This window comes from Aurantimonas sp. C2-5-R2, from assembly GCF_036549495.1.
Lineage (GTDB): Bacteria > Pseudomonadota > Alphaproteobacteria > Rhizobiales > Rhizobiaceae > Aurantimonas > Aurantimonas coralicida_A.
Genome location: NZ_JAZHLJ010000012.1, coordinates 88,069 through 102,189, shown reverse-complemented (window position 1 = coordinate 102,189; position 14,121 = coordinate 88,069). Strand labels below are relative to the sequence as shown.

Below are 14,121 nucleotides of genomic sequence, written 5' to 3'. Positions count from 1 at the left end.
CCTTTCCCATGAAGCACCTCCTGCTCACAGAGAATCAAACCGAACATCAAATGGGAACCCGTCGATTCAAATTATTCGCCGGATGCTCTAACCCTGACCCCTGATCCCTTTTCGCAATCCGAGTCGGCTCATCCGCACGAGATCAGCGTGCCATATCGAAGCCCGGCCGCATCCATCGGCCACGGCCATATGGACCGGATCGCCGCAACGCGTCCCGATCGCGATTCCCGGCTGCCCCGGAGCGGCGGCGGCAGCGCATTGCAATCCTCGCATCGAAGTAGTAGTCATAGCAACTACGTAAGCACCCACGGTTTGCATCGCTTCTGAGGCCCTACGGGAGAAGGCCCAGGTGACCATGTCCGGTGGATGCGGGGGAGGTGCGCCATGGCGAAAATTCAACGGGCGACGCTGCGGCGGCTCGGTCTGCCGCTGATCCGTCCTTATCGGCTCTCCTATCGCACGTTCGAATCCTTCGAGCCGTTCCTGGTGGAGGTCGAGGATGACGATGGGCGCTCCGGTTTCGCCGATGGCCACATATCCCCGGGTTCCAGCGCTGAAACGCGGGACGGCGGCTGGGCTTTTCTGTGCGAAAGCTTGCAGGCAGCGATCGGAGTCGAAACGGCGGCGGCCAAGGCATCGGTGCTCGACCGGTTCGCCACAAGCAAGGTTGCTGCGACGGCCTTTGCGACGGCGATCGAGGTGCTTGAGGCCAATCCCCTGCTCGATTTGCCGGACGCGACGATCCTGCCGCTGCTCACGCCTCTCAACGCGCTCGAGCCTGCGGCGATCGTCGAGGAAATCGAAGCCTGGCTGGCGCAGGGATTCGGAACCTTCAAGGTCAAGGTCGGCAAGGATGTCGATGCCGATCTCCAGCGCGTCGCGGTCATTCAAGAAGCGACGCAGGGACGGGCGACGCTGCGGCTCGACTCCAATCGCGCCTACAGCCGAGAAGACGGTGAGCGTTTCGCGTCCCGGCTGAACCCTGAGGGCATCGAGCTCTTCGAGCAGCCTTGCGACGCCGACGATTGGGACGCCAATGCCGCGGTTGCCGCGGTATCGCGCGTGCCGCTGATGCTGGACGAGCCGATCTGCACGCTGGCCGACATCGATCGCGCGGCCACGATTACGGGCGTCGGCTACTGCAAGCTCAAGCTCAAGCGGTTCGGCGGCCTCGACCGTCTGAAGCAAGGCTTGGACGCGGTGCGACAGAACGGCATGGAGCCTGTGCTCGGGGACGGTCTGGGAAGCGAGATTCAGGGGTGGCTGGAAGCTTGCGTCGCCAGGACGACGATCCGCAATGCCGGCGAGTTCAACGGGTTCTTGAAACCCCGGGATCGCCTGTTCGTCGAGCCGATGCCGTTTCAGGACGGAGCCATTCGGCTTCCAGCCGGCTATCGCCCCCGCCTGAATCGCGACGCGGTCGAACGGTTCACCCTGGAGCGGCGCGACTTCCAGCCGCCCTAGAGCGGCGCGACTTCGAATAGAACTCAGCGAGAAGGCGAGAAGACGCATGGCGCATGAAACGATTTTGGCCGAACTCGATCGACGCCGCGAGGCCGCGCGTTCCATGGGCGGCGAGGCGAAACTCGCCAAGCGGCGCGAGAGGGGGCAGTTGAACGCGGGGGAGCGTCTCGACGCACTCGTCGACAAGGATAGCTTCCTGGAGGTAGGCCTGCTCGGCCAGTCGGTTTTCGAGGCCGATGCCGCCGCCACGCCGCGCGACAGCAAGATAACGGGATTCGGACGCATCGATGGCCGCGACGTCGGCGTCGTCGTCAACGACTTCACCACCAAGGGCGCCTCGACCAGCGCCACCAATTCCAAGAAGATCGGTTATATCCGCAAGACCTGCACCGAGAAGGGCATGCCCTTCATCCATGTCGGCGAGTCGACCGGCGCGCGCCTGCCCGACGCCATGGGCTCCAAGGGTATGGGCGCGATGCTCGGCAATGACACCAGCCAGTTTCGCCGGATGCGCGATACGCCGTGGGTCGCGGCCGCCCTCGACACCTCCTTCGGATCGTCGGCCTGGCTGTGTTGCTGTTCCGACTTCGCCGTCATGAAGAAGGGCTCGATCATGTCCGTGTCCAGCCCCCGGCTGGTCTCGATGGCGATCGGCGAGAAGGTGAATTTGGAGGAACTCGGCGGCTGGCGCCTTCATGCCGATCAGACGGGGCTCATCGACCACTTCGTGGATACGGACGAGGAGGCGATGGCCGCCATACGCCGGTTCCTCTCCTACATGCCGAGCCACAATGGCGTCCTGCCGCTCGAGACGACGACCTCCGAAGGCTCCGGCGCGGAGCAGGACCGGATTTTGGACCTGCTGCCCGAGAAGCGCACGCAGGTCTACAACATCAAGAAGATCATCGAGGTGATCGTCGACAGGGATTCGTTTCTCGAGATCAAACCGCGTTTCGGCAAGTCCGCCGTCGTTGGGCTCGCCCGCCTCGCCGGCAAGGTCACCGGCATTATCGCCAACAACCCGCATCTCGGCGGCGGCGCCCTGTCGGCCGAGGCGTGTCGCAAGATCATCGATTTCACCGTGTTGTGCGACAGCTTCAACATTCAGATCGTGCGCATGCTGGATACCCCCGGATTCGTCGTGGGGACCGATGCCGAACGCCGGGGAGCGCCCGGGCACATCATGAATTTCATGAACGCGACCTGCCTGACGACCGTGCCCCAGATCACCGTGATCTGCCGCAAGGCCTACGGCCGCGCCTATGTCGCCATGGGCGGTGGGGCGCACAACAGCGCGATGGTGGCCTGGCCCACCGCCGAGGTCAGCTTCATGGACCCGGTCTTCGCCACCAGCATCGTGCACAATCTGCACGCCGGGCAGGACGGGTTCGAGGCCGCGCTGGCCGAGATCCAGAAGGATCTCGAAATATGGGACATGGCGCGCATTTTCTCGGCGCATGACGTCATCAAACCCCAGGAGACGCGGGATTTTCTCATCCGCATGTTCGACATCCAGACGCGGCGCCGCTCCGGCGGCGTCGGCGAGCATTTGATGCGTGCCTGGCCGACCAGCTACTGAGGGAGCGATTGCGATGACCATACAGGAGCCGCTTGGCCGGGACATCATTGCCGCGGCGCGTGCACGGGGCCGACGATCACTCGACGAAGCCGCCGGCAAGGAATTACTCGCGCGTTACGGGGTGCGTTCGCCCCGCTCCGCGCTAGCGCGCGACGCCGCCGATGCCGAAGCCAGGGCGAGGGGGATGCGCGCGCCCTTCGTCGTCAAGGTCGTGTCGCCGGACATCCTCCACAAATCGGATGCCGGGGGGGTCGCGCTCGGGCTGGACGGTGCCGACGCAGTTCGGGCCGCCGTCGAGGCGATGGCGCTGAGGCCGGTGATTGCCGCCGCGACGATCGACGGCTGGCTGGTCGAGGAGATGATTCCGCCGGGCCGCGAGATCGTCATCGGCGGCATTCAAGACCCACAATTCGGACCGATGCTGATGGTCGGCCTTGGCGGTATCTTCGTCGAGGTTCTGAAGGACGTGGCGTTCCGGCTATGTCCGATCGATGCGGCCGACGCCCGCGCCATGCTCCGCGAACTGAGGGGCTTTGCCCTGCTTGGTGACATCCGGGGCGAAGCGGCGGTCGACGAGGAGGCTTTGGTCCAGGCGATGGTGAGGATCGGCGGTCCGGGCGGCCTCTTGATGGCGCTCGGCGACGATGTCGCCGAACTCGATCTCAATCCCGTCATCGTTTCGGCCTCGGGGCTGATGGCGGCCGATGCCCGTGTCATTCTCACCGAGCGGGAGAACCGGCCCGTCTCGAAACCTGAGAAGGCGGAATCCGGCGATCCGCTGATCGAATTCAAACCGTTGTTCGAGCCAAGAACCGTCGCGGTCCTCGGTGCCTCCTCCAAGGACGTCGCGCTAGCCAATACCTTCATCCGCCGGTTGAAGGATTTCGGCTTTTCCGGCGCCATCTACCCGATCCATCCTTCGGCGGAAGAGATCGAGGGGCTGAAGGCCTACCCGTCGCTCGGCGAGACACCGGAGGCGGTCGACTACGCCTATGTCGCCGTCGGCGCGGGCCGAATTCCCGATGTGCTCGCGGCCGCCAGGGGGCGCTGTCGTATCGCCCAGGTGATTTCGTCGGGCTTCGGTGAAGTCGCCGAGGGCAGGGCGCTTCAGGCAGATCTCGTGGCGGGCGCTAAAGCCGGCGGCGTGCGTGTCCTGGGGCCGAATTGTCTAGGCACCTATTCGCCGCGCGGCGGCCTCACTTTTCCGAGCGACGCGCCGCGCGAACTGGGGCGCATCGGCGTCGTCTCCCAGTCGGGCGGTTTGTCGACCGACATCATCAAGCGTGGCCAATGGCGCGGCCTGCGCTTCAGCGGCCTGGTGACCATCGGCAACAGCGCCGACGTCGAGCCGCATGAACTCGTCGCGTATTATCTCGCGGACGAACAGACAAAGGCGATCGGTGTCTATATCGAAGACATCAAGCGGGGCAGGGCCTTCTTCGACCTGCTTCGCTCTGCCCAGCCGACAAAGCCAGTGGTGATCTTGAGGGGCGGACGCTCCGCACAGGGGCGCCTCGCCGCCGCGTCGCATACCGGCGCCCTTGCCGGCGACGGGAAAGCGTGGGAGGCGCTTGCCGCGCAGCTGCCGGTCGCGCTCGTCGAAACGGTGGACGAATTCATCGACGTCCTGCTGGCCCTGCAGCACCTTGATCTGCGGCCGGAAAAGCCGACGAGGAACGTCGCGCTGTTCGGCAATGGCGGCGGCTCCAGCGTGCTGGGCACGGACATTTTCGCCAGCATGGGGCTCGATGTCGCGCCGTTCGGCGAAGCGGCGCGCGTACCGCTGGAGGCGCTGGGATTGCCGCCGGGCACCAGCGTCGTCAATCCGATCGACACGCCGGTGCGAACCCTGCAGGAAAAGGACGGTTGGGTGGCGGGTGAAATTCTCGACATCGTCTACCGTCATGCAAAGCCCGACGTCGTGGCGATGCATTTGAACCTTGCCGCCTTCGTCGGTCGGGGGGCGATCGATCCGGTCGGCAATTTGTTCAAGGTGATCGAGGAGACACAGGCGAAGTGGCCGGGAATCGCGCATTTCGCGCTGGCGCTGCGCACGGACGGTTCGCCCGAACTCGATGAAAGCCGCCGCCATTACCGCGAGAAAGCGCGCAAGATCGGCGTTCCGGTCTTCGACGAAATTCCCGCAATGGCCCGCGCCCTCGCCACCGTCGCGCATCTGGAGCAGCGATTGCGGTCACGCGATACGTCCGCGCCGCTCGGGTGACGTGGCAACCGGCACCATAGCCCAGGCAACCGCTATGGCGTCGGATCTTGCCGTGGCTGGATCACGTCGCCAGGATTGCCTTGGCGTGCTCATCGAGAAAGCCGGTATACAAATCGCCCGCGCGGAACGCGTCGTTGCGAAGGCACCCGATCAGAAAATCCCGATTGGTGCGAAGCCCCTCGATCGGCCAGTTTCGTAAAGCCTGCTCGGCGCGCTCACAGGCTTGCCGGCGGTCGCCGCCATGGGCGATCAGCTTGGCTATCAGCGGATCGTAAAACGGCGTCATCACGTCGCCTTCGCGGTAGCCGCTGTCGACCCGCACATGTTCGGTTTCGGCAGGTGGCCGGAAAACGGTCAAGGGGCCAGGCGCCGGCATGAACATCTTCGCCGGATTTTCGGCATAGAGCCGGCATTCGATGGCGTGTCCACAAGACCGAATGCTCTCCTGGTCCGCGCCGGTGAACCGACCGCGGGCAAAGTCGATCTGCATGGCGACGAGGTCGACGCCGGCCACCATTTCCGTCACCGGATGCTCGACCTGAATGCGTGTGTTCATCTCGAGGAAGAAGAACTCGAAGCTGGTGGCGTCGACGATGAATTCGACCGTTCCGGCGCCGCCATAGCGGGTGTGAGCGCAAAGCGACACGGCCGCCTCGCCCATGCGCCGGCGCACGGCCCCGGGAAGGCCGGGCGCGGGACTTTCCTCGATGACCTTTTGAAACCGCCGCTGGACGGAACAATCCCGCTCGAAGAGATGGATCGCCTCGCCATTGCCGAAACCGAAAACCTGGATTTCGATGTGACGCGCACGGGGAACGAACCGCTCGAGAAAGATCGCTCCGTTGCCAAAGGATTTCTCCGCCATCGACTGGGTGGCGGTAACGGTCGACGCGAGTTGGGATTCCTCGTCCACCCGGCGCATCCCGATGCCGCCGCCGCCGCCGACCGCCTTGACCAGCAGAGGATAACCGACGTCTCGCCCGGCTGCTTCGAGACCGTCGGTGTCGCCCACACCGTATGTCCGGCTGCCCCGCACGACGGGAACGCCGGCAGACTGCGCAATCTCGCGGGCGCGTTGTTTGTCACCCATTCGCCGAATGATGTCGGCGGTCGGGCCGATCCAGTGCAGCCCCTCGGCCGTCACAAGGTCGGCGAACGCGGCATTCTCCGCGAGAAAGCCGTACCCCGGATGGATCGCGTCGGCGCCGACCTGGCGCGCGGCTTCGAGAATCTTCTTGGCGTCCAGATAGCTTTCGCGGGGTGAGGATGGCCCGATGGCGACCGCCTCGTCCGCCGCTGCGACGTGAAGGCTCGCTGCGTCGGCCTCCGAATACACGGCAACCGTCGAGAGGCCGAGCGCTCGAGCGCTACGGAAAACACGACAGGCGATCTCGCCCCGGTTCGCGACGAGAACCTTGTTGATCGCGCCCATGGTCAGGCCTCGATGCGGGCCACAACCGTGCCTTCGGTGACGGTCTCGCCTTCGGCGGTGAGAATTTCGACCAGGCGGCCATCCTCGGGCGCTGTGATCGGGATCTCCATTTTCATCGATTCCAGGATCATGATCGGGTCATCCTCATTGAGGTCCTGGCCGATCTCGGCGACGATCTTCCAGAGATTGCCGGTAATTTCCGTCTTGACATCAATGATGGTCATCGCCGCTAAAGCCCTCCCGTTCGATGTCGCGCCTTGCGAAAGGCCACGTTACAGGAATGCCAGATAGTTGTTGCGAACGCAACGCCGAATCGGAGAGGGCATGCGGTGGAGCAGCCGTCCCCGGCTTGCCCAACGCGGGCAAAGTCGCGACCAGTTCGTTGATCGAGAGAGCGGTTTTCCGGCGATTGCGGGAACTGACGGACTTCGCCTCCCTTCATGAGTGTTCGCAAGGGGTTGCGCCGTTCGATGCGGCGGAGCTGTCTGCCGCAAGGCGCGACCTTGTGAGCCGGGCGGTGCTCCGATAAAGGTCGTGTAACATCTCTCGAATTCTTCGATCCGGCGACGTTGAACCGGCGAAGATGGTGCGATCATGCAGCGAAAAGCCCTCGGAATCGTTTTCCTGTGCCTGGTTCTCCTTGTCGCGATCGTGCTCGGATACTGGGACATGCTGAGCAGCGAGAAATTGCGCATCGCGCAAACGGAGGATTTGCCGGCTTCCGAGGACGTCGCGACGCGGCAGGACAGCGCGTCGGTCTCGCAATCCGATCCGAATCGACCATCGACCAGTGATGCCGGCGAGACGGAAACGGCCAACGCGCGCGCGACATCGTCTGAGCAATCTCCAGCGCCGGACGAAGCGGCGCGGATCGTGCCAGATCCGACCGATACTGCGCCGCGCCCGGAAGTTTCTGCAAAGGTCGAAGCCGCCGACGCGACGACTGCGGAGAAACAGCCCGCATCGCCGTTGGAATCCGCGAGTTCAGTTCCTCCGACAGAAGGCGAAGCGACAGCCGGCGATCGACCGCTATTTGACCTTCTGCGCGTCGAGCCGGATGGTTCGACCCTCATTGCCGGACGATCCGCGCCAGGAAGCCGGGTCACGCTGCACGCGGGCGCGACGGTGGTCGGTGAGGACACCGCCAATGAAGCGGGCGAGTTCGTCATCGTCCTGCCTGAGCCGCTGACGCCGGGTGAGCACGCGATTTCGCTCACCGCGATAACGCCCGAGGGCACGGCCACCGGATCACGTGAGACCGCAATCGTCAGCGTGCCGCAGCCGGGACGGGGAGAAGACGTGCTCGCGATGGTGGAAGCGCCTGACGAGGCGTCGCGCCTGATGACAGTCCCGGTGTCGCCACCAAGACAAGCGGCCGGAGCGGATAGCACAGACGTCGGAACGGCGGCTGCCGGCAGATCCGCGACAGCGATTTCGCAAGACGAGGCTCCGACATCCGCCCCTGCTGCCGGATCGGAAAAGCCGATCGATACGGACGCCGCGTTCCTGTCGAATACGAGTCAGGCGGGTGAGAAGGACAAGGCACCGGAGCCGGCGACGTCGCCGAGGTTGCGGATCGAAGCCGTCGAAGTCGAGGGTGAGCAGATTTTCGTTGCGGGGTCCGCGGACGCGGGCACATCGGTCCGCATCTATCTCGACAACGTCCTGGTGGCGGAGAACAGGGCGACCGCCGACAATCGATTTCTGGTGACTGCCGAGCGTCCGGTCGCGGTTGGCGACCACCTCGTGCGGGCCGATCAGGTGACGGTCGACGGGAATGTGACGGCGCGGGCGGAGGTGCCCTTCACGCGGCCCGAGGGGCAGGCTGTCGCGGCGATCGCGCCGCCCCCTGCCAACGGTGCGGCGGCGGTCAGTCCGTCTCCAGGCGTGGCAATGGCCGACCGGTCGGAGGCTGAAACACGAATCGCCGCAGCTTCGGCGCCGGTCGTGGACAGCGATTCGGTGGAAGGCCGCACTGCCGAGCCGAAAAAAGCGGCGGCCGAGATACCGGAACGCAGTCCGCCGCCGGATACAAAGGCGGCAGGCTCTTTCCAGGGCGATGAGGCAACGACAAACGAGCCCCCGGTTTCCCCGCCGGAGGGCACGCTCCCAGCCTCGCAAACCCAGTCGGCTGCGCCCGCTCGGCAGGAGGCCAATGCGACCCCGCCGACGGATCGACCCTCGGTGAACCCACCGGTCCAAATAGGAGAGCCGCGTTCGCCGACGGGTCCCAAGACACCGGAAATCGGGCAGGAAGGCGCGCGCGCCGAAGCATCGGCAGCGCCCGACGCGACCGACACGGACTCGTCGCCCCCATTGATGGCGTCGCGCACCGAAACCAAGGTTTCCGAGCCAACGATACCACTCCAGCCGGGGTCCGGTACTGTTGGCGAGAGGCCAGCGTCGGCAATCTTGCAGGAGCAGCGCTCCGTCGTCGCGACCGAAAGCGAGGTGAGCGCCGCGGCACTCGATGTTCCGATCAACCGCCAAGCCCCCCTTGCGACGGCGACCGGGCGGGTGATCATCCGCAAAGGCGACACGTTGTGGAGAATCTCCCGCGACACCTACGGACGGGGCAGCCGCTACACCGTGATCTACTTCGCCAACGGCAATCGCATTCGCAACCCGGACCTGATCTATCCAGGACAGGTCTTCCGATTGCCTGCGGCGCAAGACGACGCGCGGGAAGCGGACGCCGAGCCGGCACAACGCAATTAGGCTGTTCCCGTCCGCTTGAATCGGGACGCCTTCGACCGATGTTCCCCCATGAAAGTGTTTTGCGCTTCGGCTATTCGTCCAGTTCGACGATGTAATCGCGGTCGACGTGGACGCATCGAATAGGGGCGCGGCGGCGGCTGCCTCGCTCTCGCCGGGGCCCTGACCGTCCCGAACCAACTTCAGAACGTCGACGGCGCGCCGGCTCCTCCCGTCGCGCCGCTTCGTTGGAAAGGACCATCTTGGCGCAAAAAGCCGGGAAACGAATATCGGGCGACAGCGGATCGACCCTGACGACGCTGGCCAATCTCTGGCCTTACATGTGGCCGTCGGACCGGCCGGATCTCAGGATGCGGGTCGCCTATGCGACTTTCTTCCTGGTACTGGCCAAGCTGCTTACGGTTCTGGTTCCGTATTTCTATAAATGGGCCACGGACGCGCTGGACGGGGCTGATTCGGCGCGCGCATGGCTGCCGCTGGCGCTGACCGGGGCTATCACGCTGGTGGTATCCTACAATGTCGCGCGTGTGTTCTCGGTCGGGCTGAACCAGCTTCGCGACGCGCTGTTCGCGCGGGTCGGCCAATATGCCGTGCGCCGGCTGGCCTATCGGACCTTCGTCCACATGCACCAGTTGTCGATGCGGTTTCATCTGGAGCGACGGACGGGCGGCCTGTCGCGCATCATTGAACGCGGCACCAAGGGCATCGAGTCGATCGTGCGGTTTACGATCCTCAACACGCTGCCGACCATCCTGGAATTCGCCCTCGTGGCGATCATCTTCGGCTTTGCCTACGGCGTCAGCTATCTGGCCGCCATCGCCACCACGGTGGGGCTCTACAGCTGGTTCACGATCAAGGCGAGCGACTGGCGGATCGGCATTCGCCGCGACATGAACGATTCCGACACCGACGCCAGCACCAAGGCGATCGACTCGCTGTTGAATTTCGAGACGGTCAAATATTTCGGCAACGAGTCCATGGAAGCGGAACGCTTCGACAAGGCGATGTCTCGTTATGAGATCGCAGCGACGCGGATCTGGACGTCGCTCGGCTGGCTGAATTTCGGTCAGGGGCTGATTTTCGGCGCCGGAATGGCCGTGGCAATGGTGATGTCGGCGCTTGAGGTGCGAGCCGGAACCCAGACGCTCGGCGATTTCGTCTTCATCAACGCGATGCTGATGCAGTTGTCGATTCCGCTCAACTTCATCGGCTTCATCTATCGCGAAATCCGTCAGGGGCTGACCGACATCGAGGCGATGTTCGATCTGCTCGACGTCGAGGCGGAGGTAAAGGATCCGGCCGATGCCCCGGCTCTGAAGGTCAGCGAAGGCGCGATCCGCTTCGAGGATGTGCGCTTCGGCTACGATCCGGCGCGCGTCATCCTGAAAGGCATTTCCTTCGACGTTCCGCCCGGCAAGTCGGTGGCGATCGTCGGCCCTTCCGGAGCCGGCAAATCGACCATCTCGCGGTTGCTTTTCCGGTTCTACGATATCCAGTCCGGCCGCATCCTGATCGATGGTCAGGATATCGCCCGCGTGCGGCAGGAATCGGTGCGCGCCGCGATCGGAATCGTGCCGCAGGACACGGTGCTGTTCAACGATACGATCACCTACAACATCCGCTATGGCCGCATCGGAGCGAGCGAAGAGGAAGTGCGCCGCGCGGCAGAACTCGCGCAGATTGCCGGGTTCATCCAGGAATTGCCGGATGGCTTTGATTCGATGGTCGGCGAGCGCGGGCTGAAATTGTCCGGGGGAGAGAAGCAGCGGGTGGCAATCGCCCGCACGATCCTCAAAGCCCCGCCGATCCTTGTGCTCGACGAGGCGACCTCGGCGCTCGATACGCACACCGAGCAGGAGATACAGGCGGCGCTCGACCTGGTGTCGAAGGAGCGCACGACGCTGACCATCGCGCATCGGCTCTCCACGATCATCGACGCCGACGAAATCATCGTCCTGAAATCGGGTGAGATCGTCGAACGCGGGTCACACCGCGAACTCCTTGAAGCGGCTGGACTCTACGCCGAGATGTGGGCGATGCAGCGTGAGGCGACGGAAGCCGAAGAAGCGCTTCGGCGGGCTCGCGAAGCGGACGAGTTCGGCGTCATCGAACGGCGCCGAACCGAAGAAGTCTAACGCCGACCACGCCGCATCGCCTTGCCGGCGGTCTGGTCGCGCCACATCTTTGGAGGCGCGCCCGAACTTCGAACGTCGGGTGACCGCCATCGCCGCCGATCGGCGGCGCTCGTCGCGTGCCTGCTTGCCTCAACTCTCGTCTATCCTTATCGCAAGCGGGACGTGCCGCAGGATCAGGAAGGAAGAAGACAGACCGTGGATATCATTGCCTCGATCCGAAACGCATTCGTACCCATTCATAAGGCGGGTTACCCGTTTATCGCTGCGTTCTTCGTGGTCGCCGTCGTGCTCGGCTTTCTATGGGAGCCGCTGTTCTGGATCGGCCTCATCCTGACAGCCTGGTGCGCTTATTTCTTTCGTGACCCCGAGCGTGTGACGCCGATCGCCGATCATCTGGCCGTCAGCCCGGCGGACGGCCGCGTGTCGCTCGTCGGCCATGTTGTGCCGCCGGCCGAACTCGATCTTGGCACCGACCCGATGCTGCGCATCTCGGTCTTCATGAATGTCTTCGATTGTCATGTGAATCGGGCGCCGATGCGGGGCCGAATCCGGCACATTGCCTATCGCGAAGGCGAATTCCGTAATGCCGAGCTCGACAAGGCGAGCGAGGTCAACGAGCGCAGTTCGATGGTCATCGACGGGCCGAAGGGCGAGATCGGCGTGGTGCAGATCGCCGGGCTCGTGGCACGGCGGATCATTTGCTGGGCCAAGGTCGAGGATCGGATCGAGGCGGGCGAGCGTTTTGGCCTGATCCGCTTTGGCTCACGTCTCGATATCTATCTGCCCGACGGGGCTCGGCCGCGCGTTGCGGAAGGACAGATCGCGATTGCGGGTGAAACCGTCATCGCCGAGTTCGGCGACAATTTGCCAACCTGGCCGTCGAGGCGCGACTGATGCCGATCGAATCTCCGTTTCCTCCGTTCGATCCGGGTAAGCCCGACGTGGAAGACGGCCCGGTACGCCGGCGCATTCCGTTCCGCCACATCGTCCCGAACCTCATCACCATCCTGTCGATCTGCGCGGGAATGACCGGCATCCGCCTGGCTTTCGAGGGCCAGTTCGAGTTCGCGGTCGGCATGGTGCTCGGCGCGGCGTTCCTCGACGGGATCGACGGCCGCGTTGCGCGGCTATTGAAGGGCCAGAGCCGCTTCGGCGCGGAAATGGATTCGCTCGCCGACATCGTCAATTTCGGGGTCGCGCCGGGTCTCGTGTTGTACACCTATATGCTCAATGAGGCGGGAGCCTTCGGCTGGATCGCGGCGCTTCTCTATGCGAGCGCCTGCGCACTCAGGCTCGCCCGTTTCAATACCATGCTCGACGATCCGAAACGCCCAAAATGGCATTCGGCGTTCTTCGTCGGCGTACCGGCACCGGCCGGCGCGGGCTTGGCCCTGTTCCCGATGTATGTGGGCTTTTCCGGTCTTAATCTCGGATTCCCCGAGATCACCGCGACGATCGCGTCGGTCTATCTCGTGTTTATCGGCCTTTTGATGTCGAGCCGCCTGCCGACATGGTCGGGCAAGGGGGCGGGCATCCGGGTGCCGCGCGACTACGCCATCCCGATCATCCTGGGCTTCGTTCTCTACGTCGCCCTGTTGCTCAGCTTCTTCTGGGAGACGCTGACGCTGACCGCGATCGCCTACTTTATTTCGGTTGGCTTTTCGGTGCGAGCCTTCGGCAAGCGCGCGAAACGCGAAACCCGCTCGGCGGCCGCGGATCAGGCGGGGTCGCGGTAATCCAGGAAGCGATTTTCGCGCACGTCGAAGAGCTTGCCGGTCTCGACCACGTCCGAGAAGGCGAGGGGCACGATCTTCGCCGCCACCTCGCGCGCGGTCGGCAGGGTCTTGGGATCCTCGCCCGGCATCGCTTGCGCCCGCATGGCGGTGCGCGTCGCGCCCGGATTGACCGAATTGACCCTTAGCGGCAGGCTCTGCGTCTCGTTCGCCCAGGAACGCACCATCGCCTCGCAGGCCGCCTTGGAGGCCGCGTAGAGCGACCAGAACGCCTTGGCCGAATGGGCGGCGCCGGACGACATCACGATGGCGCGACCGGCCTGGGATTTGCGCAGCAATGGATCGACGGTGCGGATCAGTCGCCAGGTCGCATTCACGTTGACCGTCATCGTCTTATCGAAGGTCTTCGCCTCGATGTGGCCGATCGGCGCAAGGACGCCGAGCAGCCCGGCATTGGCGACCAGGACGTCGAGTCGGCCCCAGCGCTCGTTGATGGCGCCACCGAGGCGGTCGATCCCGGCCATGTCGGTCAGATCAAGGGGGACGAGCGTCGCCGATCCGCCGGCCGATTTGATCTCATCGTCGAGTTCTTCGAGGCCGCCCACGGTGCGCGCCAGCGCGATGACATGCGCGCCCTCGGCGGCGAGGCCCTTGGCAATGTGGTAGCCGATACCGCGCGAGGCCCCTGTGACCAGCGCGATCTTGTCTGTCAGCATTTGCGTCATATCAATCCGCCTGAAAGGCGCCATCCGTAGCTTTGAGCCCTGCCGGCAACGGCTTGGCCGAACGCGCTCAGGTCCTATGTTTCCCCACGGTACTGCCTCCCCGCGAAGATCGCG

Annotated in this window: 10 protein-coding genes; 7 read left to right on the top strand and 3 right to left on the bottom strand. The window is 64.3% G+C overall.

Features of this window, described 5'->3' with window-relative positions; genetic code table 11:
* Nucleotides 1–384 precede the first annotated feature (384 nt).
* Genes VQ044_RS08420 through VQ044_RS08410 form a run of 3 tightly spaced genes read left to right on the top strand, consistent with a single transcriptional unit; the run spans nt 385 to nt 5,267 of the window.
* Complete coding sequence (locus VQ044_RS08420) at nt 385–1,464, top strand: mandelate racemase/muconate lactonizing enzyme family protein (protein WP_327646412.1); 1,080 nt, start codon at nt 385–387, stop codon at nt 1,462–1,464.
* 46 nt (nt 1,465–1,510) lie between these two features.
* Nucleotides 1,511–3,043 (top strand): acyl-CoA carboxylase subunit beta, encoded by a 1,533-nt coding sequence (locus tag VQ044_RS08415; protein ID WP_327646413.1) that lies wholly within the window; start codon nt 1,511–1,513, stop codon nt 3,041–3,043.
* Between the two features lie 13 nt (nt 3,044–3,056).
* Nucleotides 3,057–5,267, top strand: a complete 2,211-nt coding sequence (locus tag VQ044_RS08410) for an acetate--CoA ligase family protein (RefSeq protein ID WP_327646414.1) — start codon at nt 3,057–3,059, stop codon at nt 5,265–5,267.
* 61 nt (nt 5,268–5,328) lie between these two features.
* On the opposite strand, the gene VQ044_RS08405 is transcribed toward VQ044_RS08410, so the two are convergent.
* Both VQ044_RS08405 and VQ044_RS08400 read right to left on the bottom strand, forming a co-directional pair.
* Entirely contained in the window at nt 5,329–6,699 is a 1,371-nt protein-coding gene (locus VQ044_RS08405; protein WP_327646415.1) for an acetyl-CoA carboxylase biotin carboxylase subunit, read from the bottom strand.
* A 2-nt stretch (nt 6,700–6,701) separates the two neighbouring features.
* The gene (locus tag VQ044_RS08400) at nt 6,702–6,923 is read right to left on the bottom strand and encodes an acetyl-CoA carboxylase biotin carboxyl carrier protein subunit (protein ID WP_327624623.1); all 222 of its coding nucleotides are present in this window, start codon (nt 6,921–6,923) and stop codon (nt 6,702–6,704) included.
* A gap of 370 nt (nt 6,924–7,293) precedes the next feature.
* Here VQ044_RS08400 and VQ044_RS08395 point away from each other — a divergent pair, with 370 nt between their 5' ends.
* From VQ044_RS08395 to VQ044_RS08380, 4 genes are all read left to right on the top strand, one after another.
* The gene (locus tag VQ044_RS08395) at nt 7,294–9,417 is read left to right on the top strand and encodes a LysM peptidoglycan-binding domain-containing protein (protein ID WP_327646417.1); all 2,124 of its coding nucleotides are present in this window, start codon (nt 7,294–7,296) and stop codon (nt 9,415–9,417) included.
* A gap of 239 nt (nt 9,418–9,656) precedes the next feature.
* The gene (locus VQ044_RS08390; protein ID WP_327646418.1) at nt 9,657–11,549 is read left to right on the top strand and encodes an ABCB family ABC transporter ATP-binding protein/permease; all 1,893 of its coding nucleotides are present in this window, start codon (nt 9,657–9,659) and stop codon (nt 11,547–11,549) included.
* A 195-nt stretch (nt 11,550–11,744) separates the two neighbouring features.
* A complete protein-coding gene (locus VQ044_RS08385) occupies nt 11,745–12,443 on the top strand; it encodes a phosphatidylserine decarboxylase (RefSeq protein ID WP_327646419.1) in 699 nt (232 codons plus the stop codon).
* A 5-nt stretch (nt 12,444–12,448) separates the two neighbouring features.
* Nucleotides 12,449–13,285 (top strand): CDP-alcohol phosphatidyltransferase family protein, encoded by an 837-nt coding sequence (locus VQ044_RS08380; protein ID WP_327624641.1) that lies wholly within the window; start codon nt 12,449–12,451, stop codon nt 13,283–13,285.
* Here VQ044_RS08380 and VQ044_RS08375 read toward each other — a convergent pair.
* Nucleotides 13,267–14,007, bottom strand: a complete 741-nt coding sequence (locus VQ044_RS08375) for an SDR family NAD(P)-dependent oxidoreductase (protein WP_327646420.1) — start codon at nt 14,005–14,007, stop codon at nt 13,267–13,269. The two genes, VQ044_RS08380 and VQ044_RS08375, sit on opposite strands and share 19 nt — an antisense overlap.
* Nucleotides 14,008–14,121: the final 114 nt, after the last annotated feature.